Source organism: Spirillospora sp. NPDC048819 (assembly GCF_040650055.1).
Taxonomy (GTDB): domain Bacteria; phylum Actinomycetota; class Actinomycetes; order Streptosporangiales; family Streptosporangiaceae; genus Spirillospora.
Window position 1 is genome coordinate 140158 of sequence record NZ_JBEZGN010000003.1, and the last position, 21004, is coordinate 161161.

A 21004-nucleotide genomic window follows, 5' to 3' on the forward strand; every position below is an offset into this window, starting at 1 on the left:
CGTCGGACGTCCTGCGGCCTGAGTCGTCCCCGTCGTGGGAGCCGCATGTTCCGCTGGCGTCGGAGGCGGGTTCTGGGCCGGGTGGTCGGCCGCCTGAGTCGGCTGCTGGTTGGCGGCCGGGTGAGCCGGGCACCGCGCCGCAGCCCGGTTCGTCTGCGGGTGGTTCTTCGTCGGACGTCCTGCGGCCTGAGTCGTCCCCGTCGTGGGAGCCGCATGTTCCGCTGGCGTCGGAGGCGGGTTCTGGGCCGGGTGGTCGGCCGCCTGAGTCGGCTGCCGGTTGGCGGCCGGGCGAGCCGGGTACCGCACCGCAGCCTGGTCCGCCTTCGGGTGAGGCTTCGGCTGGATCGGCATCAGGCAGGGCGTCGTCCGAGTCCCCGTCATGGGAACCGGGCGGACCGTCGGCTGATGCGGCCGGGTCCTTGCCGAGCGTTCCGGTCGAGTCACCCGCGGCCTGGCAGCCGCGTGAGCCGGGCACCGCACCGCCTGGTTCGTCGTCCAGGGCGGCGACGGGACGTGGTCCCGGTGAGCCGTCGGATCGGGACGGGTCCTCCGGGCCGTCGGCCGTCGGAGCCGGTTCGCCGGCCGAATCCGCGCCCGCGTGGCGTGGGGCGGAGGGGCGGACTCCAGGGCGGCATGAGCGGGCCGATGACGAGCCTTTCCTGCCGGGGAAGGGGCTGTCGGCCGAGCCGCCGCCGCGGACGAGACCCGAGATGACGCCGCCGTCGGTGCGGCCGGGGCCGATGGCGGACCCGGAACGGCGCAAGGCGCTGGCGGACGCGTTCGTGGCCGAGTTCGTCGGGAGCACGACGTGGCGGGCGACGCTCGCGGTGCTGGAGGGGGCGTTCCCGGGGCTGGGGATGGCGGCGACGCTTTCGCGCCGCACCGATGAGCTGTGGCGCACCATGGACGCCCTCGACCGGAAGGTCGCGGCCAAGCTCGGGGTTCCGGCGTGGCTGGACGACGCCGGGATGGTGTTCGACCTCAGCGCCCAGCTCGGCATGCGGACCGCGCGGACGCCGCTGCGGGACCGGCCGGGGCGCCCCCGCGCGTCACGGCCCTACGCCGGGGCGTTCGTCATCGACACGCTCGATCCGCTGCGGTACCACCGTGCCGTGGGCGGGCCGCGGGCGCCGCGCGACCTGCCGGGTGAGGGGGCGCTGCCGGTGCCGCCGCCGGCGGAGGACGACGACAGCGGTGTCGTGATCGTCGCGAACCTGACGGCCGCGGGCGTGCGGGTGCTGGACTCGGCCGCCCTGTGGCGATACGCGGGCCAGGTCGTCACGGGGACCCTGCACGAGGCGGCGCGTCCGGAGACGCGGGCACGGGTCAGGCGGGCGCTGTGGGCGCTGCGGCGCGTGGTCCTCGTCGATCCGGACCTCGGGCTCGGGCTGTGCCTGCAGATCGACGCGGCCCGGGTGCCCCGGTGCCTGCTGGCGTTCCGCGTGGACCGGACGGAGGTCGCGCCCCGGTTCGTCCGGCCCTGATCAGTCGTCCGAGCGCAGCCAGGACAGGTCGCTCTGCCGGTCGGGTGGCAGCTCGCGGAGATGGTCCACGAGCTGCCACGGCTCGGTCGGCGGCGTGCTCTCCTCCGGGAGGACGCCGCAGACCAGGGCGCTCTGCGTGCTGACGGCGGTGAACGGGCCGAACTGCGCCACGCCGCCTCCGCGCAGCGCCGCCAGCTCCGTGAGCAGCGCGTTCAGGGCGGAGGAGTCCCGCGGGTCGTACATGCCGCGGACGTAGCTGAACATGTCCTCGGCGAGCACCTCCGGGCGCCGGCCCGAAAGGTGGTACACCGTTCCCCGGTAGGTGCCCGTGGCCTGCGCGGAACGCCCGTCGCGGACCCGGGCCCGCAGCCCGTACTCGGCGGCGCACCGTTCGTACGCGTCGGCGAGCAGCGCCTCCGCCTCGCCCTCCTCGCTGAGCAGGACGCCGGTGACGACGCCTTCCTCGCGGTCGAGACGGTCGAGCATCTCCCGGTGCAGTTCCACGACGTCCTGCTCCACGGCGTCCAGCGAGCGGGCGAGGGCACGCTGGGCGTCGCGGTCGAGGTCGACGCCCGCCAGTTCGTCGGAGATGTCACCGAACTGCTTCTCCAGCCGCTCCACCCGGCCGGTGACGGAGTCCAGCCTGTCCATCACCTCGCTCGGCGGGCTTTCGGGCTGCGGCGGCGGGATCGTGATGCCGGCGGGTTCGGTCGCCTCGTCGACCACGGTCCTGAGCGCCTCGTGCCGCCGGGCGAGTTCGGACAGCTGGTTGCGCAGGTCGCGCAGTTCCGCCTGCGCGCGGGGGAGCCGCTTGTCGGACGCCAGGTAGAGCTCGCGTCCGGCGATCGCGAGGCAGAGCAGGACAAGGACCACGGTGGTCATGTGACTCCTCGGAGTGCGGGCTGCGCTTTCGACGATAACCATCCGCGGCCGTGTTGGCGGAGGACGCGGCGGATCTCGTCCAAAAGGCCCGGCATTTCCCGCGCCCGCCCCCGCGGAGGGTGGCTTTCGAGCCGTGGCGGGTGGTTCGTGCGCCGGGTCAGCCGAAGAGGCCGCCCAGGAGGCCGCCGAGGATTTCGGCGGCGCCGCCCGCCATCTCTCCGGCCACGTTGCCCGCGATGTCGCCGGCGACGCCGCCCGCGGCGTCCGCGACCATGTTGCCGGCGATGTCGCCTGCGGCCTGGCCCGCGTAGCCGGCGATGGCGTTGCCGAACGCGTCCACGGGGACGCCCGCGACGTAGCCGGCGACGTTCTGCGCGTATCCGGCCGCGTCGCCCACCGCGCCGACGGCCATGCCTCCCGCGACTCCGGCGGCGCCGAGCGCGGCGGCTCCGCCGACCACACCGGCCGCGGCGGCGCCGTATCCGCCGTAGCCGCGGTGCCCGTGGTGGCCGGGCGAGCCGTGGTAGCCGGGCGAGCCGTGGTGGACGTGCATGGGCGGCGGTCCGGGCTGGCCGTGGGGGGCGGGCGGGTACGGCGCGGGGCCCGGCGGGGCGGGTGGCGGCGGCCCGGTGTGGGCCGGCGGGTACGGTGCGGCGCCCCCGGGTGGCGGGGGCGGCACGGGCCCGGGAGGCGCGTGACCGGGTGGCGGGGGCGGGCCGCCGTGGCCGGGAGGCGGGGGCGGGCCGCCGTGGCCGGGCATGGGTGCGTGCGCGGGCGGGGCGCTCGGAGGGGGCGGCGGGAAGGCGCCCGGTGAGTGGCCGGGGGCGCCGCCGTGTGGTGGCGGAGGAGCCTGCGACGGGCCCGGTGGGTAGGCGGGACCGGGTGGGGGTGGCGCCTGGCCGTGGCCGGGGGTCTGCATGGGGGCGGGCGCCTGGCCGGGGGAGGGTGCGGGCGGCGGGAACTGCGCGTTGCCCGGACTGCCGTACTCGCCGGGGCCTCCGTAGGACGCGGCGGCGGGCTGTGCCGGTGACGGCGGCGGTGGCGGGAAGGCGGAGGGGCCGCCCGGAGGCGGCAGCGGTGCCTGCCCCGGAGGCGGCGTCATCTGGCCCGGAGGTGGTGTTATCTGGCCGGGAGGCGGCGTGATCCGGCCCGGATGAGGCGGGGCCTGGCCGGGAGGCGGTGGGGGACTGCCGTGGGCGGAGCCCGGTTGGGACGAGCGCGGCAGCGCGACCGCGGCCTCCAGCCACTGGCCGATCTTGGTGTTCCAGTCGGTCTCGGCGGCCTCGCCGTGCGGGACCTGGAAGACGCCGAACGAGTCGTCCGACGGGGCCTCGCGGTCCTCGGCGCGGAGCACGAACGCCATGGTGCGGGGGCTGGCCACGAAGCTCAGCCCGACCTTGTCGATCCGGCCTTGGTAGGACGTCGGCGGGTTGAGGTGCATCTCCTGGTGGAACGGCAGCTGCTGGGAGACGCCCCGCAGCTTCGACGACTCGAACGTCACGTTCGAGATCTGGAAGCCGAGCCGGGCGATCGCGGCGAGCACCCACTGCTGGGATTCCAGCGGCTCGACGGAGATGGGGTCGACGTCGCCGGGGTCGGGCTGGCCGGCCGCGTCGACCTCGGTGCACATCCCGATGGTGAAGCCGGGGAGTTCGTGGCCGAGCACGGTGGTGAACGGAAGTTCGTACGGCAGCGGGATGGAGAACGCGAGGTCGCGCTGCTGCGCGGTGTCCAGCCGGAAACCGCGTGTCAGGGCGCCCCTGTACACCTCCGGCCCGGCCGTCTCACCGCCGTAGCCGTTCTGCATGCGCGGCATGAGCGCCAGCGTCACGTGCCGGATCTCCACGGGCTGGGCGCCGCCGCGCAGATGCACCTTGCCCGCCACGACCCCGCCGGGTTTGCAGTTCGGCTCCGACAGGATCGTGTCGACGGACGGGCCGCCGCCCGCCATCTGACCGTAGGACAACGGCCGTTCCCCTCTCCGACGGCGAGGACGCTTCCCCGCACGAGTCAGCCCGCATGAGTCGGCCCGCGCGAAGTGGCCGACGCGAGTTAGACCTACTCCACCATGCCATCGGTTCACACCGCGAAGCGGAATACCGCGGCTTTTCCTCCGGCGCGCTACGAAGTTCGCACCTCACCGGTTCGTTCGGGAAGGGGTTTTTGTGGGCCGAAAAGGCCTCACTCCTCCTTGGCGGTGACGGTGACGGTGGCGTAGCCGAGCTTCTCCAGCGGTTCGCGGATCTGTGCGGCGTCCCCGACGGCGATCACGGTCAGCGCCTCCGGGTCGATGTGCTTGCGGTAGGCGCGGGCGACGCCGTCCGGGGTGGAGGCGCGCACGGCGGCCAGGTAGGCGCTCGGATAGCCGGCGCCCAGGCCGTTGGCGGACACGTCGGCGAGTTCGGCGGCGACGGCGCGGGCCGTCTCGTACTCGGCGGGCGCCCGGTCGGCCAGCGCGCGGACGGACGAACCGTGCTCGTCGGCGTCGATGCCCCGGGACACGATGCCGCGCAGTTCGGTCAGCGCGTCGGCGACGGCGTCGGCGGTGACCTCGGTGTGGACGGCGCCCTGCGCGATGAACAGCCCGCAGTGCCGCATCCGCAGCAGGCCCGCGCGCATGCCGTAGGTGTAGCCCTTCTCCTCGCGCAGCACCGCGTTGAGCCGGGACGTGAGCCCGCCGCCGAGCACGTGCGACGCGACCGTCAGGGACGGCCAGTCGTGGTTGGAGCGGTCGGGGACGCCGTGCCCGAAGCTGAGGTACGTCTGCACCGAGCCCGGACGGTCGACGACGACGATCCTGGCGGCCGACTCCGGCAGGATCCGGTCGGCGGTCGGCAGCGGGTCCCCGGTTCCGGACCAGCTCTCCAGGGCGGCGGTGAGCGCGGCGTCGGCGTCCACCCCGGACAGGTCACCGGCGACGACCGCGGTGGCCTCAGCGGGCACCACGGAGCCGTAGAAGCCGCGGACGTCCGAACCCTGGAGCGCGCCGACCGAGGTGCGGGTGCCGCCGGTCGGGCGGGACGCGCGGGCGTCGGAGGGGAACATCACGGCGCGCAGCTCGCGCATGGCGCGCGACCCCGGGTCGGCGTCCTCCTGGGCGATCTCCTCCAGGCGTTCGCGGACCAGGCGCCGCACGTCGGCGTCGTCGAGCGCCGGCCGCCGCACGACCTCGGAGAACAGCTCCATGGCCGCGCCGAGCCGCGTCGTCGGGACGTCCAGCGCGATCCGCAGCGCGGTCAGGTCGGCGTGGGCGAAGAAACTGGCGCCGAGCCGCTCGAACGCGGCGGTCAGCGCGGTGCCGCCGCCGGGCTCGGTGCCCTCCGCCAGCGCGTGCGCCGCCAGCGCCGCGACGCCGTCGAGGCCGGACGGCTCGCGTCCCGCGCCCGCGTGCAGGACGAGCCGGACCGCGGCGAGACGGCGTCCCGGCAGGTCGCAGCGGAGCGTCGCCGGGCCGGCCGGGACGCGGCCCGCGGTGCCGGCCGGGAACGCCCAGGCCGGGACGGGCCCGGGGACGGGGCGGGGCTGCAGGTCCAGGCCGCTGCTCACGAGGTGCCTCCGTAGGTCAGGGCGGTGCGGGCGCCCGGTGCCAGCCAGCGGCCCGCCATCTCCTTGATCGCGTCTCCGGTGACCGCGGCGGCGCGGCCGGGGGCGGTGAAGACCCGGGCCGGGTCGTCGAACTGCGTGGCGTTCTGCGACAGGGCGTTGGCCAGGCCCGTGACGGTCTCGGTCTGCTCCAGGAAGCCGCGCTCGGCCTGGGCGGTGGCCCGGGCGGTCTCGTCGGCGTCGGGCCCCTCGGCGGCGAACCGCTGGAGCTCCTCGTCCAGCACGGCGGCGATCTTGTCCGGTTCCGGCCCGATGGCGTCCACGATCGCCAGGGAGGGGCCGGACGCCAGCCGCGTCACCCCGGCCCACACCTCGGTGGCGATCTCGTCGCGCCGCACCATCCGGTCGTACAGGCGGGAGCCGGAGCCGCCGCCGAGGATCTCGACCGCCAGCTCGGCGGCCTCGACGTCGTCGCCGCCGTCGGTGGGGAGGGTGAACATCGCGAAGTAGGCGGGGGAAGGGACCTCCTCGTCGAGGGTCTCCCCGCGGACGCCGCTCAGCGGCCCGAGTTCGCCGGGCCGCGCGGGGGGCTTCTCCGGGCCGGTGAGCAGCCCGCCGAAGTAGCGCTCCACCGCGTTCAGCGTCTCCTCGGGGTCGACGTCGCCGACGACGGACAGGACAGCGTTGCCCGGTGCGTACCAGGTGGCGAAGAAGTCCGCGCAGTCTTCGAGGGTGGTGGCGTCGAGGTCTTCCATGGAGCCGATCGGGGTGTGCGCGTACGGGTGGCGCTCGGGGAAGGTCAGGGCGCACAGCCGCTCGAACGCCGTCCCGTAGGGCTGGTTGTCGTAGCGCTGGCGACGCTCGTTCTTCACCACGTCGCGCTGGTTGTCGAGGTTGGCCTGGGTGAGCGCGGCGGGCAGCGTGCCCATCCGGTCGGCCTCCAGCCAGAGCGCGAGCTCCAGATGGCTGACCGGCACCGTCTCGTAGTAGTTCGTGCGCTCGAACGACGTGCTGGCGTTGAAGGCGGCACCGGCGCTCTCCAGCAGCGCGGCGTGCTCGCCTTCGGCGACGTTCGCCGAGCCCTGGAACATGAGGTGCTCGAAGAGGTGGGCGAGCCCGGTGCGGCCGGCCCGCTCGTGCCGCGAGCCCACCCCGTACCAGATGTTCACGGCGGCCAGTGGTACGACGTGGTCTTCGCAGACCACCACGCGCAGGCCATTGCCGAGCGTGTGCTCATGCAGCGGCTGTTCTGCCACGGAGCGCTCCCGTCCGTTCGATGGGTCGGCTGGCGGACAGCACCGCGCGCGTCGGCGGGACGTACCTGGGCGGCGGGCTTGATCTCGGTCTCACCGTACCGGGTACCCGCGGCCGGAAGCGCGCCGCCGCAAACTGTGGATAACCCGCGTGGGCGCACCCGCATGACCCCGGCTGTCCAGGGGGTGGCAGGGGTGCGGTGGGTCAGGAGGTGGAGGAGTTGTGGGCGGCTATGGCTTCCTCTAGGGAAGCGTGCAAGACGAAGATCTTGGTGAGCTGGGTGACGTGGAAGACGCGGCGCACCCGGTCGTTGACGCCCATGAACGACATCGAGCCGTCCCGGGCGCGGAGCCGGTGGTAGATGCCGACCAGCACGCCGAGGCCCGTGGAGTCCAGGAACGTGACCTCGCCGAGATCGATGACCAGGTGAGCGCCGCCGTTGTCGATGATGTCGAGGAGGGCCTCCCGCAGCCGGGGGCTGGTGAAGACGTCGATCTCACCGCTGATCTTCACGACCGTGAGGCCCTTTTCGACGCGATGCTCGACCGCGAAGTCCACCGGTGCTCCTCTCTGCCGCTCGTCTCGTCCGCCGCTCGTCCCGTCGAGACTAGTGGGAACTCGTTTGGTACCCCTATGGCACGTCGTTACGCGGGGCGGAGCGCGTCGGGGCCTTCATGGGGAGCGGAACAGGGCCCATACGATCTTGCCCTGCGGGATGGCGCGCCACCCCCACCGGACGCTGAACGACTCCACGAGGTGGAGGCCGCGGCCCGTCTCGGCTATGTAGTCGGGTTCCTTGCGGCGCGGCGCGGCCGGGCTCGCGTCCATGATTCCGCAGAGCAGCCAGCGGTCCTGGTGGGCGAGCCGCAGCCTGATGGCGGACGGTGCGGAGCCGAGCGGGTCGGCGGGGTCGCCGTACACGCCCTCGCGGTGTACGTCGTCCGCCACCGGGCCGCCCGGCCGCCCGCGGGAGGTCCCCCCGCTGTGCCGCCCGCTGTGCCGCAGTGCGTTCGTGACGAGTTCGGAGACGACGAGGCCGACGTCGTCGGCGAGTTCGGGCACACCCCATTCGGTGAGCCGGGACACGGCGAAATGCCGCGCCTCGGTGACCGACTCCGGATCGGGCTTCACCGTGAACGAGACCGTCGGGCCCCGCAGCAGGGTGAGGGCCGTCACGGCCGTGTCCAGGCGCGGGGGCAGGTCGGACGACTCCGGGACGGGCGTCGAGCACCCGGCATGGCCGTGCGGATCGGCCGGCCCCACGAAGGGGCCGAGCTCCCACCGCGTGTCGTCGTGCGCGTGGCGTGACGTCATTCCAACCGGACCCCGCAGAGTGATCTCGTTGTGCAGCCGTGGCTCGGAAGTCTCGTGCGTTATCCTGCGCATCGTAGCGTGCGAATGCAAGGCCCAATGCACGTGCATCCGCGTTGTGAGGGTGTGGGGCGGCGCGAATGTACGCGAGCTGATCGGAGGTAACCGCAGGACACTGAGGCCAGTGGCACACTAGGTTCGCTGTCCGCCGAATAGCCGGGAGGTTGGGCGTGACTCCAGAGACGCCGGGAAGCGGGTCGACGGTTCGTCGGATCCTGCTCGGGTCGCAGCTTCGCCGTCTGCGCGAGCAGAAGGGCGTGACCCGTCAGGACGCCGGCTACGTCATCCGCGCGTCGGAGTCGAAGATCAGCCGCCTGGAGCTCGGACGGGTCAGCTTCAAAGAGCGAGACGTGGACGACCTGCTCTCGCTGTACGGCGTCAGCGACAAGACGGAACGCGAGGCGCTGCTTCAGCTTGCGCGGGAGGCCAACACCCCCGGTTGGTGGCACCGGTACAACGACGTACTGCCCGGCTGGTTCCAGACCTATGTCGGCCTGGAGGAGTCGGCGGCGTTGATCCGCACATATGAACTGCAGTTCGTTCCGGGACTGCTGCAGTCGGAGGGGTATGCGCGCGCGGTCATCCGCCTGGGCAACGCCGGAGCCGCCGAACACGAAATCGACCAACGCGTGGAACTCCGCATGCAACGGCAGGAACGCCTCACGGGCCCGGAAGCTCCGCGCCTGTGGGCGGTGGTGGACGAGGGGGCGCTGAAGCGTCCCATCGGCGGCCCGGAGGTGATGAGGGGCCAGTTCGAGCACCTCATCGAGATGTCCAAGCTGCCCAACGTCACCATCCAGATCATGCCGTTCAGGTTCGGAGGCCACGCCGCCGAGGGGGGCGCGTTCACCATCCTGCGCTTTCCCGAGCAGGACCTGCCGGACGTGGTTTACGTCGAGAACCTCACCGGCGCGATGTACCTGGACAAGCGCGACGACGTCGACACCTATCTGCAGGCGATGGAACGCCTGTGCGTCGACAGTGCGACACCGGAACGCACCGTCGAGCTTCTCGGTGATCTTCTCAGAGAGACATGATGCTCAAGAACTACTACGACAACGGGATGCCGGCCGCCAACCTCCAAGGGGCGCGGTGGCTGAAGTCCCGGCGAAGCAATTCCCAGGGGAACTGCGTGGAAATCGCCGAACTGCCGGGCGGGCGGGTCGCGATGCGCAACTCCCGTCATCCCGACGGCCCCGCACTCATCTACACCCGTCCCGAGATCGAGGCGCTCATCCTTGGAGCCAAGGACGGCGACTTCGACCATCTCATCGCCTCCCGTAACTGAACCACCCCAGGAAAACCGCCAGTCGAAACGCGGCGGGTCGGCTCCGGTGCACCGAACGTCGACCCGACCGCCATAGAGCAGAGGCCACCCCAGGCGCGAGGGTGGCCTTTTCTGTGAGGTCGGCCTTCTGCGAGGTCAGCCGCAGTTGCCGTAGGGGGCGGACCGGCCGTTGCCGCCGAAGCGGACGCAGGCGCCGGGCGCCTTCACGTACACCGGTCCCGCGTACCAGGCGAACTGGCCGCTGTCGGCGATCGTGCTGCCGCCCTGCTTCTGGATCCAGACCGACACCGGGGACTTCGTACCGACGTTCTGCGTCTTTATCGTGACGGCGCAGTTGTAGGTGGAGCTGTTGTACATCAGGTAGGCGGTGCCGCCGGAGACGCTCAGCGAACGCTGCACGTAGTAGCCGCCTCCATGGCCGCCGCTGTTGCACACCTGCTGCGGGCTGTACTTGTTGGCCGGCTCCTTGTCGGGCGTGGTACCTCCGCCTCCGCCGCCAGTGCTCGACGTGGGTTTCGGGTCTCCGGGCTTCTGCGGTGTACCGGGCTTCTGGGACGAGTTCGGGCCCGAGGGGTTCTGGCTCTGCTCACCCTTGGGTTGCCGATGCTTCTTCGTCGGACTCTGCGCTTGGCCGCCTGCACCGTTCGCGGCCTCGGAACCGCCCTGAGCGCCCTGGTTCTGGTCGGACGCCACGGTCTGCTTCTCGTTGCCCTTGTCGTCGCCCGGCCTTGTCGCGGCCCAGACGGCGCCACTCGCGAGGACGGCCGCCACTGCGGCGGCCGCCGCGATCGGTATGAGAAGTCCGCGCCTCTTGCCTTCCGGCCCATGAGACTGGGCCGGCCCAGGGAAAGCATGTGGGGGCGCGCCGGGCGGGCCTTGCACGTGCCCACCGGGAGGCTGCTCGCCGTGGGGATGGGGCTGCTCGCCGTAGGGCGGCGGCTGCGGGGCCGTCCAGTGCCTGACGCCGGACGGGTCGGTGACGTGGTCGGGCGGCAGCACAGCACCGGCCATGGCGGACGGGGCTGCGTGCGGGTCGGTCGAGTTCGGCGGCGTGCCCGGGTGCTGGGCGCCGGGGGCGTCGGCCGGGAGTCCGGGGAACGCGGGCAGCGGCTGGATGGGCGCCGAGGACGAGCCGCCGGCCGCGCCGACCAGGCGTTCCTGAGCCTCGCGGGCGGTGGGGCGCTGGGAGGGCTCCTTGGACAGGCAAGCCAGGACGAGTTCGCGCATCGGGCTGGACAGGTCGCCGATTTCCGGCTCGCCGGTCAGGATCCGGTGCATGACCGTGGCCATCTCGTCGTTGCCGAACGCGGGGCGTCCCGTCGCGGCGAACACCATGGTGGTGCCCCAGGCGAACATGTCGGAGGCCGTGCTGACCTCACCGCCGGTGAAGTGCTCGGGCGCCATGTAGGCGGGGGTGCCGACGTTCTGGGTCTCACCGGCCGCGCCCAGCGCGCGCGCCACGCCGAAGTCGATGACTCGGGGGCCGTCCGGCCCCATCATCACGTTGTGCGGCTTGAAGTCGCGGTGGACGATCCCGGCCTGATGGATCGCGGTGAGCGCGGTCAAGGTGCTGATGGCGAGCCGTTCCAGCGCGCCGCCCGTGCGCGCGCCCTCGGTGCGCACCACATGGTGCAGCGACACGCCGGGGACGTATTCGCTGACGATGTAGGGCTGGTCGCCCGCGACGTCGGCGTCCAGGACCTGCGCGGTGCAGAACCGCGCCACGCGCTTGGCGACTTCGAGTTCGCGGACGAAGCGCGCGCGGGCGGAGTCGTCCCCGGCGAGGCCGCCGTGCAGCAGCTTGATGGCGACGTGGTCCGCGGCGGGAAGGGTTTGAGCCGCGCCGGTGGGGCGGCCCAGGAAGACCGCCCCCTGACCGCCCTCGCCCAGGCGGCCCAGGATCATGTACCCGCCCAGCTCGGTCGGATCGCCCGACCGCAGTGGAAGGGCGTCCGGCATCGTCCTGTCCGTCACGCCACTCGCTCCCCGTAACCTTCGGCTCATCGGCAAGACATTGCTGCAAGCCTATGGCCAGATGATGGTAGGCGCTCCGCAAAGCATTTGATCAAGGATCTGGCGATCCCGCGATAATAGGACTACAGTCCGGTTAATGGGAGGAGGGATGCGGTGATGGACCGTGGTCCGGCCGGCGGGAGGAGCGTCGACCTGGAGTTGATGCGCACGCCGCCGCCGAAGGAGCGGGCGGATGCGGCGCGCAACCGGGTGAAGGTGCTCGAAGCCGCCGCCGAGCTCTTCGCCCGGCACGGTGTGGCGTCGGTCTCAATGGACGCGGTCGCCGCCGCAGCGGGCGTCGGCAAGGGAACCCTCTTCCGCCGCTTCGGCGACAAGGCGGGCCTGGCCGTGGCCCTCCTGGACGAGCGTGAACGCGACTTGCAGGACGCGATCCTGTCCGGCCCGTCTCCTCTGGGGCCAGGTCATGCGGGTGCGGTGGTCTCACCGGCCGAACGTCTGCACGCCTTCGCCGACGCGTACCTGGACTACGTGCTGGCCCACCTGTCCCTGGTCCGCATGTCGGAGACGGCGTCGCCGGGTGCGCGGTACCGCATCGGCGCCTATGGCTTCTGGCATCGGCACGTGACGATCCTGCTCGACGAGATCGTCCCCGACGGGGACGCTCTGGCGCACGCGCTGCTGGCCGTCCTCAGCGCGGAACATCTCACCGCGATGGTCGACAACGTTGGCGCGGAACGCGCACGCGCCGCCGTCCTCACACTCTTCGACGTGGCGAGGTCCTGAGAACGCCGGAGCCCCCGTGGCGTGCACGGGGGCTCGGATGCCCGGCCGGGGGTCCGGCTGGGCGAACGGGTGTCAGGCCGGGTCGGGCGTCCGACGCTCTGCGTCGCGCTCCACCCGGCCGTTCGCGTTGCCCGGTGGACCCTCCTGGGCGTGATTGCGTTCCAGCTGCGCCGCGACCGCGAGGGCGCGCAGCGATGTGGTCTTCACATGTTCACGTGGGCGGCCGGTGCGGGTTCTGGGGATGCTGCTCGGCACGGTTCTCCTCCGTGGATGGCGGACAGGGGGTGCTACCCGGATCACGGGCGATCGCACGGTAGTTGCAACCGCAAGATCTTTTGCCTTATTCCGAGTGATCGTTCCGTTTATGGGCGCATCCGGAGATCGAGCGCATCCGGGATCAGAGGTACAGGCCCGTCCCCTCGTCGGACGAGTCCGGCTTGACCGGCTGAAGGTCGGCGGCGGACAGGGTGGACAGTTCGGACGCGTCCGACGAGGCCGTGAGGCGTTCGGACTGGACGGCGAGGGCGCCGTCGAGGAGGTTGCGCATGAGCCGCCCGTTGCCGAACGAGGGACCGCGGGGGACGTCGCCGAGCAGGCCGCGCACGCGCGCCGGGACGTCCGGGGCCAGCTGGAGCCCCTCGGCGGCGGCGAGATGCGCGAAGATCTCGACGAGCTCGTCGTCGGAGTAGTCGGGGAAGGCGATGTGCTTCGGGAAGCGGGACTCGAGCCCGGAGTTGGCCGCCAGGAAGGCCTTCATCTCCCGCTCGTAGCCCGCGGCGATGACGACCAGGTCGCCGCGGTACTCCTCCATGAGCTGGACGAGCGTGGAGACGGCCTCCCGGGTGTAGGAGTCGCCGGCCAGCGAGTACGCCTCGTCGATGAACAGGACTCCGCCGAGGGCCTGCTCGACGGCGGCCCGCACGCGCGGGGCGGTCTGGCCGACGTAGGAGCCGATGAGGTCGGCGCGGGAGACCTCGACGAGGTGCCCGGACGACAGCAGCCCGAGGTCGGCGTAGACGGAGGCGACGAGGCGGGCGACGGTCGTCTTGGCGGTGCCCGGGTTGCCGGTGAACACCATGTGCCGGGTCGGCACGCCGACCGTGTGGCCGGCGGCGCGGCGGAGGTCGGTGGCGCGGGCCTCGGCGGCGAGCCGGTGCACCTCCTGCTTGACGTCCGCGAGTCCGATGAGGGCGTCGAGTTCGGCGAGCGGGTCGGTGACGGGCCGGACGCGGGTCGCGCCGGAGAGGGTGTCCGGGATGTCGTCGGCGAGCAGGGCGGACAGGTCGTCCGGGGCGGGCTTGCTCAGGGCGGTCACGCGGCGGGCCTGCAGGGCGGTGGCGCGCTCGCACAGGTTGCGCATGGCGCGGGCGTTGCCGAACGAGCGGCCGCGCGGGGCGCGGCGCAGGAGGTCGGCCACCCTGTCGCGGGCGGCGTCCTCCAGTTCCAGCCCGGCGGACGCCACCTGGCCGTCGAAGATCTCGATGAGCTCGGTGTCGGTGAAGTCGGGGAAGCGGACCGTGCTGGGGAACCGGGACGCGAGACCGGGATCGGACGCGATGAACCGCCGCATCTCGCGTTCGTAGCCGGCGACGATGACGACGAGGTCGTCGCGGTGGTTCTCCATGAACTTCAGGAGTTCGGCGATGGCCTCGGGGCCGTAGTCCTCCTCGACGCCTTCCTGGATCAGCGAGTACGCCTCGTCGATGAACAGGACGCCGCCGACGGCGCGGCGCGCGACGTTCCGCGTCTTCACGGCGGTCTCGCCGATGTAGGTGCCGACGAGCGTCGAACGGGTCGCCTCGACGAGGTGCCCGGACGACAGGACGCCGAGGTCCTTGAGGACACGGGCGAACAGCCGCGCGACGACCGTCTTGCCGGTGCCGGGGTTGCCGGTGAACACCGTGTGCCTGGCGGGTGCGGCGGGGACGGGCACCCCCGCGTCGCGGCGCATCTTCGTGGCCTTCGCGCCGGCGATGAGCAGCTCGATCTCGTTCTTGACGCTGCCGAGGCCGGTGAGCGCTTCGAGTTCGGCCATGGGGTCGGCGCCGGGGGAGTCGAACGAGGCGGGTATGTCGGGACGCTTGACGACGAGCTCCTCGCCGGGCTCGGTCCGTTCGCGGACGGACTCCACGACGATGTCGGCGAGGCGCTGTGCGAGGCGGGCGTTCCGCAGGTTCCGGACGGGCCGTGTGCCGGCGAGCAGCTGCCCGGCGGCCGTCAAGGCGCGCTTGTGCGCGCGCGCCCCGCGCTGCTGGATGGCCCGGTTGAACAGCTCTGCGTGCCCCTCTGCGGTGAACGGATGGGTGCGGACGATCTGGAACCGCAGGGCGAGCGCGGGGTTGACCTCGCGGATCCGATCGTCGCCACCGGGCTCGCACAACGCGACGATGTGCAGGTCGTCGTGGACGTCGAGGGCCCGGTGCAGCTGCTCGATGATGGCCTCGCCGCTCCGGTCGTCCTTGGACATGTCGTCGAGGCCGTCGATGACCATGAGCCGTACGCCGGCGCTCTCGCGGGCGTCGTTGTAGATGTGCATGGTGGCGCCCGAGACGTCCTTGCCGGCGAAGAAGTCGCCGGCGAGCCACAGCGGCGGGTCGGCGAGGCCGTGCCGCTGGACGAGCCGGACGATCTCCTGGGCCGCGTCGCGCTTGCCGGTGCCGTCCGGGCCGACGATCATCAGCCGCACCGGTCCCGGCCCGGTGGCGATCTCCTCCAGCGCGGCGGCGACGTCCGGCTGGCCGACCAGGTCCGTCTCCACCTTCGCGGCGGCGCGGGCGCCGCGCGGACGGGACTCGGCCTTGCCGAGACTCGCGGCGAGCGGGTTGGCGATCCGGCGGCGCGGTGCGAACAGCCGCTGGACGTCCTCCTGGAACCCGCCGACCGGGATGTACACGCGGTCGGGCCTGGACGGCACGTCCGGAAGCCCCCCGACGCTGGCGGTGAAGCGCATCGCCATGTCGAGCCAGCCGCGGCAAGCGTCGATGGCTCCGGCGCCGAGCGCGCGCGCGAGCCAGGCCCACTCGGTCAGCGACCACGCGTCCGCGTCGAAAGAGCCGCTCTTGTCGTCGAACCGTGCAAGCAGTTCGCCGTAGCGGTCCTCGGTGAGGACGACGGACAGTTCGGCGGGCACCTGCTCCAGGCCGGCCTGCAACAGCAGGTTGACGAGCAGCTCGTCGGCGGTCTCGCCGTGGGGGGCGATCTCGCGGAGGTGCTCGTGGACGGGCAGCAGGCCGGAGCACACCCATTCCAGGTGGCTGATGGGCCCGGCGAGTTCGGGCAGGGCGGCGATGACGTCGTCGTCGGCCTGCGCCGCCCACAGTTCCCGCCGCGGCTTCAGCGAGAGGTCGAGCCAGTTCCCGGCCGGAGGGTTCTCGAACAGCTTCAGCAGGGCCTGCCGGCGGCGTTCGAACGGCTCCAGGCCCTGGAAGACGCCGAGCGACTCGCGCGCCAGGGTGAGCGCCAGGTCCTGGTCACCGCCGTCCTCCAGCCATTCGAACGCCCGGAATTCGCCCGGCAGGGCGCTCCAGGCGCCGGGCTTGCGCTTCGCGGCCTTCTTCGGCTTGCTCAGGTAGCGCCCGAAGAACTCGTGGTAAAGGTCGTCGAAGGCGCCGGAGTAGAGGGCCGCGGCGCCCGGCAGGTAGGCGAGGAGGCTGATCATCTCGGCGGCGACCAGCGGGGCCGGGTTGTTCATCATGGCGTGCTGGCCGGTGGTCAGCGGGATGCAGCGCGGATCGTTGACGAGGGCGTCGACGCGGTCGCGGATCTCGGCGTACAGTCCGTCCGGGACGCGCCAGGGCCCGAACGCGTACAGGTCGAGGACGGGCTCGTCGGACACGAGAAGTTCCAGATGTTCCGGCAACCGCATAGCGTTCCCCCTAAAGCACACCAACCCGGTAAGGCACCCCAACGCCGGTAAGGCACACCAACGCGGTCGAACAGCCTAACGATGGGGACCGGCCAACGCGGCGGCGTGGAGAAAAATGGCCCATATTTCCCACAAGGCGCGTTCTGTCACTTTGTTCACAACTTCGAGGCGGCCCGGGAGGCTGTTCCAGCCGCTCAACTGGGTAGGTATCCGAAGATTCGGTTCGCCCGCCGGGTTGGTCCCCGCTCACCGCCGAGCTCAGTGAAGAGCCCGGGAGGCCGTCGGGTGCGGGCGGACGCGCCCGAGCCGTCTCCTGGGAGAAGAACGTTGATCACAAAGCTCCTCGTCGCCAACCGCGGCGAGATCGCCGTGCGGGCGCTGCGCGCCGCCTACGAGCTCGGCATCGCCAGCGTCGCCGTCTACGCGCATGAGGACCGTTTCTCCCTGCACCGGCAGAAGGCGGACGAGGCGTACGAGATAGGCGAGCACGGCCACCCCGTCCGGGCCTACCTGGACGTGGACGGCATCGTGGAGGCCGCGCTGCGGGTCGGCGCCGACGCCGTCTACCCCGGCTACGGGTTCCTGTCGGAGAGCCCGGAGCTGGCGGAGGCGTGCGAGCGCAACGGGATCAAGTTCGTCGGCCCGCCGTCGGCCGTGCTGAACCTGGCGGGCAACAAGATCGAGGCGGTCGCGGCGGCGCGGCGCGCGGGCCTGCCGGTGCTGAGCTCGGCGACACCCGAGGTCGGCGCGGAGTTGGCGGCGGCCGATGAGATCGGGTTCCCCCTGTTCGTGAAGGCCGCGGCCGGCGGCGGCGGGCGCGGGCTGCGCCGCGTCGACGCCCGCGAGGACCTGGAGGCCGCCGTGGACGCGGCGCGCCGCGAGGCGCAGAGCGCGTTCGGCGACCCGTCGGTGTTCCTGGAGCAGGCGGTGGACCGGCCCCGCCACATCGAGGTGCAGGTCCTCGCCGACGGCGCCGGGCACGTCGTCCACCTGCGCGAACGTGACTGCTCGGTGCAGCGCCGCCACCAGAAGGTCGTGGAGATCGCGCCCGCCCCGGAACTGGACCCGGACGTCGCGCGGCGGCTCTGCGAGGACGCGGTGAAGTTCGCCCGCGAGATCGGGTACGAGAACGCGGGCACCGTGGAGTTCCTCGTGAACGACCGGGGCGAGCACGTCTTCATCGAGATGAACCCGCGCATCCAGGTCGAGCACACCGTGACCGAGGAGGTCACCGGCATCGACCTGGTGCAGAGCCAGCTGCGCATCGCGGGCGGCGAGACGCTCCCCGAACTCGGCATCGCGCAGGACGAGGTGACGGTCAGCGGCTTCGCCGTGCAGTGCCGCATCACGACCGAGGATCCCGCGAACGACTTCCGGCCCGACACCGGCAAGATCTCGGCGTACCGGTCGCCGGGCGGCGCCGGGGTGCGCCTCGACACCGGGACGGCCTACGGGGGCGCGATCGTCAGCCCCCACTTCGACTCGCTGCTGGTCAAGCTGACCTGCCGCGGCCGGACGTTCGAGGAGGCGGTGCGGCGGGCGCGCCGGGCCGTCGCCGAGTTCCGCATCCGGGGCGTCGCGTCCAACATCCCGTTCCTCCAGGCGCTGCTGGACGAGCCGGACTTCCGCGCCGGCGGCGTCACGACGGCCTACATCGGCGAGCACCCGGAGCTGCTCACGGCCCGGTCGAGCGGCGACCGCGCGACGCGGCTCGTCCGGTACCTGGCGGACGTGACCGTCAACAAGCCGCACGGTGAGGCGCCCACCGACCTCGACCCGGCGACGAAGCTTCCGCCACTGGCCATGGACGGCCCGTTCCCCCAGGGTTCCCGTGACCGGCTGCTGGCTCTCGGCGCGCGCGCGTTCGCCGAAGAGTTGCGGAACCAGAGCGCCCTGGCCGTCACCGACACCACGTTCCGGGACGCGCATCAGTCCCTCCTCGCCACGCGAGTACGTACCTACGACCTGCTCGCCGCCGCGCCGTACCTCGCCCGCATGACCCCGCAGCTCCTCTCCGTGGAGGCGTGGGGCGGAGCCACGTACGACGTCGCGCTCCGCTTCCTGGGCGAATCACCCTGGGACAGGCTGGCCGCGATCCGTGAGGCCGCCCCGAACCTGTGCATCCAGATGCTTCTGCGCGGCCGCAACACCGTCGGATACACGCCGTATCCCGATTCGGTCGCCCGCGCGTTCGTGCGTGAGGCCGCCAGCACGGGAGTGGACATCTTCCGGGTGTTCGACGCGCTCAACGACGTGGAACGCATGCGTCCCGCCATCGACGCGGTGCTCCAAACCCACGCGGTCGTCGAGGGAACCCTCTGCTACACCGGCGACCTGTCGTCCCCGGACGAGCGCCTCTACACCCTCGACTACTACCTGCGGCTCGCAGAGCAGCTCGTCGAGGCGGGCGTCCACATCCTGTGCATCAAGGACATGGCCGGCCTGCTGCGCGCCCCCGCCGCCCGCACCCTGGTCACCGCTCTGCGCGAGCGTTTCGACCTGCCCGTCCACCTGCACACCCACGACACGGCCGGCGGGCAGATCGGCACCTACATCGCGGCCATCGAGGCCGGTGTCGACGCCGTCGACGGAGCCGCCGCGCCGCTCTCGGGCACCACGAGCCAGCCGCCCCTCCAGGCGATCGTCGCCGCGACCGACTTCACCGGCCACGCCACCGGGATCGACCTGGACGCGCTGACCGTCATGGAGCCGTACTGGGAGGCCGTCCGCAAGCTCTACGCCCCGTTCGAGATGGGCCTGCCATCGCCGACGGGACGCGTCTACCGGCACGAGATCCCGGGCGGGCAGCTGTCCAACCTGCGGCAGCAGGCCGTGGCGCTCGGGCTCGGCGACCGGTTCGAGGAGATCGAGCGCCTTTACGCGGCCGCCGACGCGATCCTCGGACGCCTCGTGAAGGTCACCCCGTCCAGCAAGGTCGTCGGCGACCTGGCCCTGCACCTGGTCGCGGCAGGCGCCGACCCCGACGACTTCGCCGAGAACCCGGAGCGCTACGACATCCCCGACAGCGTCATCGGGTTCCTGAACGGCGAACTGGGCGACCCGCCGGGAGGCTGGCCCGAGCCGTTCCGCACCAAGGCCCTCGCCGGACGTCAGTACACGCCGGCCCGTGCCGAACTCGACGGCGCGGAGGAGAAGGCGCTGGCCGGGCCCGAAGTACGCGAGACCCTGGACCGGCTCCTCTTCCCCGGCCCCGCCAAGGACTACCGCGAAGCCCGCGCGGCCTACGGCGACCTCTCCGTCCTGCCCACGAGCCCGTTCCTTTACGGGCTCCGCACCGGACACGAGGTCGCGTTCGACCTCGAACCCGGCGTGCGCGTCCTGGCCGGCCTGGAGGCGGTCGGCGCCATCGATGAGGCGGGCGTCCGGCAGGTCATCTGCACCGTGAACGGCCAGCTCCGCACGCTCTCCGTCCGCGACAAGTCCGTCGTGTCGGACGCGCCGCCCGTCGAGCGCGCCGACCCGGGCGAGCCCGGCCACGTCGCCGCACCGTTCGACGGCTCGGTGACGCTGCGCGTGTCCAAGGGCGACGAGGTCGCCGCCGGGGACGTCGTCGCCACCATCGAGGCGATGAAGATGGAGGCCGCCATCACCGCCAACATCGCCGGTACGGTCACCCGCCTGGCCGTCCCGCAGACGACCCCGGTACAGGCCGGCGACCTCCTGCTGGTGGTCACCTGACCGACGCGGCAACTCAACGAGGGGTGGCGGGGCGGCCGGATCGGGTCACGGGGCGCACCGCGTAGGCGGCCAGGGACGGCTCCAGGAGGTCGAACGCCAGCCGGGCCGACTCCGCCACCGCCGCCGCGATCGTGTGGTCGTCCTCGCCGTCCAGCGTCCGGCGGAGGGTCTCCTGGAAAAGGACGCGGTGGACGCCGCCCAGTTGCGCCGCCACCAGACGCGGCAGGACATCGCCCGGCCGGGCTCCGGTCTCCTCCGCGAGGACGGCGGCCAAGGCGGTCTCACGCTCCTCGTGGAACTCCCGCAGCCGGGCCACGAGGGCGGGGCTGTCGGTGATCATGCGGGCGAACTCGGCGCCGGAGAAGCCGATCACGGGGTCGTGCCGGTCGACCGCGTCGAGGAGGCCCCGGCGCAGAGCGGTGAGCGCCGATTCGCCGGGGGCGCGCTCGGCGACCGTCCGGGCGGGCCCTGAGACGAAGGTCTCATGCAGGTCGAGCGCCAAATCCTCCTTGCGCGGGAAGTAGTTGGTGACCGTCATCTTGGCCACCTGCGCGGCCGCGGCGACGTCGGCGATCGTGACCCGGTCGAAGCCATGGCGCAGGAAGAGGCGCGTCGCCTGGTGCGAGATGTTCTCCCGAGTCTGCTGCTTCTTCATCTCCCGCAGTCCCATGCCGGGCATCCTTCCATAGTTCGACCTAAATTTATAGTTGACATAGATCTAGGTTCGTCCTAAGTTTATGTCACAAGGCTGCCGGGTACCGAGATCGCGTGACCCGTTCCCTCCCGGCCGGACGAGCAACCGGACGAGCAAAGGACACCGCCCTGAACGCCAGCCACGCGAAGAGCGCCCCCCGCGCCACC

At 72.2% G+C, this 21004-nt stretch carries 15 protein-coding genes; 5 read left to right on the forward strand and 10 right to left on the reverse strand.

The window, feature by feature from the left end; translation table 11 throughout:
* The first annotated feature begins 710 nt into the window (after positions 1-710).
* Positions 711-1484, forward strand: coding sequence for a hypothetical protein (locus tag AB0C35_RS06550; RefSeq protein ID WP_358451352.1), 774 nt, complete (start codon positions 711-713; stop codon positions 1482-1484).
* On the opposite strand, the gene AB0C35_RS06555 is transcribed toward AB0C35_RS06550, so the two are convergent.
* The 6 genes from AB0C35_RS06555 to AB0C35_RS06580 all read right to left on the reverse strand — a co-directional run bounded on the left by AB0C35_RS06555 (position 1485) and on the right by AB0C35_RS06580 (position 8477).
* Entirely contained in the window at positions 1485-2366 is an 882-nt protein-coding gene (locus AB0C35_RS06555) for a hypothetical protein (protein ID WP_358451354.1), read from the reverse strand.
* Between the two features lie 157 nt (positions 2367-2523).
* On the reverse strand, positions 2524-4332 hold the full coding sequence (locus tag AB0C35_RS06560; protein WP_358451356.1) for a sporulation protein: 1809 nt from the start codon (positions 4330-4332) through the stop codon (positions 2524-2526).
* A gap of 215 nt (positions 4333-4547) precedes the next feature.
* The gene (locus AB0C35_RS06565) at positions 4548-5912 is read right to left on the reverse strand and encodes a pitrilysin family protein (RefSeq protein ID WP_358451357.1); all 1365 of its coding nucleotides are present in this window, start codon (positions 5910-5912) and stop codon (positions 4548-4550) included.
* Entirely contained in the window at positions 5909-7165 is a 1257-nt protein-coding gene (locus AB0C35_RS06570; protein WP_358451359.1) for a pitrilysin family protein, read from the reverse strand. Before AB0C35_RS06570 ends, AB0C35_RS06565 begins: the two co-directional genes overlap by 4 nt.
* A gap of 202 nt (positions 7166-7367) precedes the next feature.
* Positions 7368-7721 (reverse strand): STAS domain-containing protein, encoded by a 354-nt coding sequence (locus AB0C35_RS06575; RefSeq protein ID WP_358451361.1) that lies wholly within the window; start codon positions 7719-7721, stop codon positions 7368-7370.
* A gap of 114 nt (positions 7722-7835) precedes the next feature.
* Positions 7836-8477 (reverse strand): ATP-binding protein, encoded by a 642-nt coding sequence (locus AB0C35_RS06580; RefSeq protein WP_358451363.1) that lies wholly within the window; start codon positions 8475-8477, stop codon positions 7836-7838.
* A gap of 227 nt (positions 8478-8704) precedes the next feature.
* Between AB0C35_RS06580 and AB0C35_RS06585 the strand changes: the two genes are divergently transcribed.
* Together AB0C35_RS06585 and AB0C35_RS06590 are read left to right on the forward strand one after the other, a co-directional pair.
* Complete coding sequence (locus tag AB0C35_RS06585; RefSeq protein WP_358451364.1) at positions 8705-9571, forward strand: helix-turn-helix transcriptional regulator; 867 nt, start codon at positions 8705-8707, stop codon at positions 9569-9571.
* Positions 9571-9822: a DUF397 domain-containing protein gene (locus tag AB0C35_RS06590; protein ID WP_358451829.1), complete on the forward strand. Its 252-nt coding sequence runs from the start codon at positions 9571-9573 to the stop codon at positions 9820-9822. The genes AB0C35_RS06585 and AB0C35_RS06590 overlap by 1 nt, the downstream gene beginning before the upstream one ends.
* A gap of 135 nt (positions 9823-9957) precedes the next feature.
* On the opposite strand, the gene AB0C35_RS06595 is transcribed toward AB0C35_RS06590, so the two are convergent.
* Positions 9958-11796 carry a protein kinase gene (locus AB0C35_RS06595; protein WP_358451365.1) on the reverse strand — a complete coding sequence of 613 codons (1839 nt, stop codon included), beginning with the start codon at positions 11794-11796 and terminating at the stop codon, positions 9958-9960.
* A gap of 156 nt (positions 11797-11952) precedes the next feature.
* Between AB0C35_RS06595 and AB0C35_RS06600 the strand changes: the two genes are divergently transcribed.
* Positions 11953-12579 (forward strand): TetR/AcrR family transcriptional regulator, encoded by a 627-nt coding sequence (locus AB0C35_RS06600; RefSeq protein WP_358451366.1) that lies wholly within the window; start codon positions 11953-11955, stop codon positions 12577-12579.
* A 72-nt stretch (positions 12580-12651) separates the two neighbouring features.
* On the opposite strand, the gene AB0C35_RS06605 is transcribed toward AB0C35_RS06600, so the two are convergent.
* Both AB0C35_RS06605 and AB0C35_RS06610 read right to left on the reverse strand, forming a co-directional pair.
* The gene (locus tag AB0C35_RS06605; RefSeq protein ID WP_358451368.1) at positions 12652-12834 is read right to left on the reverse strand and encodes a hypothetical protein; all 183 of its coding nucleotides are present in this window, start codon (positions 12832-12834) and stop codon (positions 12652-12654) included.
* Between the two features lie 142 nt (positions 12835-12976).
* Positions 12977-16444: an AAA family ATPase gene (locus tag AB0C35_RS06610; RefSeq protein ID WP_358451370.1), complete on the reverse strand. Its 3468-nt coding sequence runs from the start codon at positions 16442-16444 to the stop codon at positions 12977-12979.
* Positions 16445-16771: 327 nt separating this feature from the next.
* Between AB0C35_RS06610 and AB0C35_RS06615 the strand changes: the two genes are divergently transcribed.
* Positions 16772-20143 carry a pyruvate carboxylase gene (locus tag AB0C35_RS06615; protein ID WP_358451372.1) on the forward strand — a complete coding sequence of 1124 codons (3372 nt, stop codon included), beginning with the start codon at positions 16772-16774 and terminating at the stop codon, positions 20141-20143.
* A 13-nt stretch (positions 20144-20156) separates the two neighbouring features.
* Here AB0C35_RS06615 and AB0C35_RS06620 read toward each other — a convergent pair whose 3' ends face one another.
* Entirely contained in the window at positions 20157-20813 is a 657-nt protein-coding gene (locus tag AB0C35_RS06620) for a TetR family transcriptional regulator (RefSeq protein WP_358451374.1), read from the reverse strand.
* Positions 20814-21004 lie beyond the last annotated feature (191 nt).

Coding starts and splice junctions, on each gene's coding strand:
- AB0C35_RS06600 (WP_358451366.1), top strand. CDS start 11,953: ATGGACCGTGGTCCGGCCGGCGGGAGGAGCGTCGACCTGGAGTTGATG.
- AB0C35_RS06555 (WP_358451354.1), bottom strand. CDS start 2,366: ATGACCACCGTGGTCCTTGTCCTGCTCTGCCTCGCGATCGCCGGACGC.
- AB0C35_RS06580 (WP_358451363.1), bottom strand. CDS start 8,477: ATGACGTCACGCCACGCGCACGACGACACGCGGTGGGAGCTCGGCCCC.
- AB0C35_RS06620 (WP_358451374.1), bottom strand. CDS start 20,813: ATGGGACTGCGGGAGATGAAGAAGCAGCAGACTCGGGAGAACATCTCG.
- AB0C35_RS06550 (WP_358451352.1), top strand. CDS start 711: ATGACGCCGCCGTCGGTGCGGCCGGGGCCGATGGCGGACCCGGAACGG.
- AB0C35_RS06590 (WP_358451829.1), top strand. CDS start 9,571: ATGCTCAAGAACTACTACGACAACGGGATGCCGGCCGCCAACCTCCAA.
- AB0C35_RS06610 (WP_358451370.1), bottom strand. CDS start 16,444: ATGCGGTTGCCGGAACATCTGGAACTTCTCGTGTCCGACGAGCCCGTC.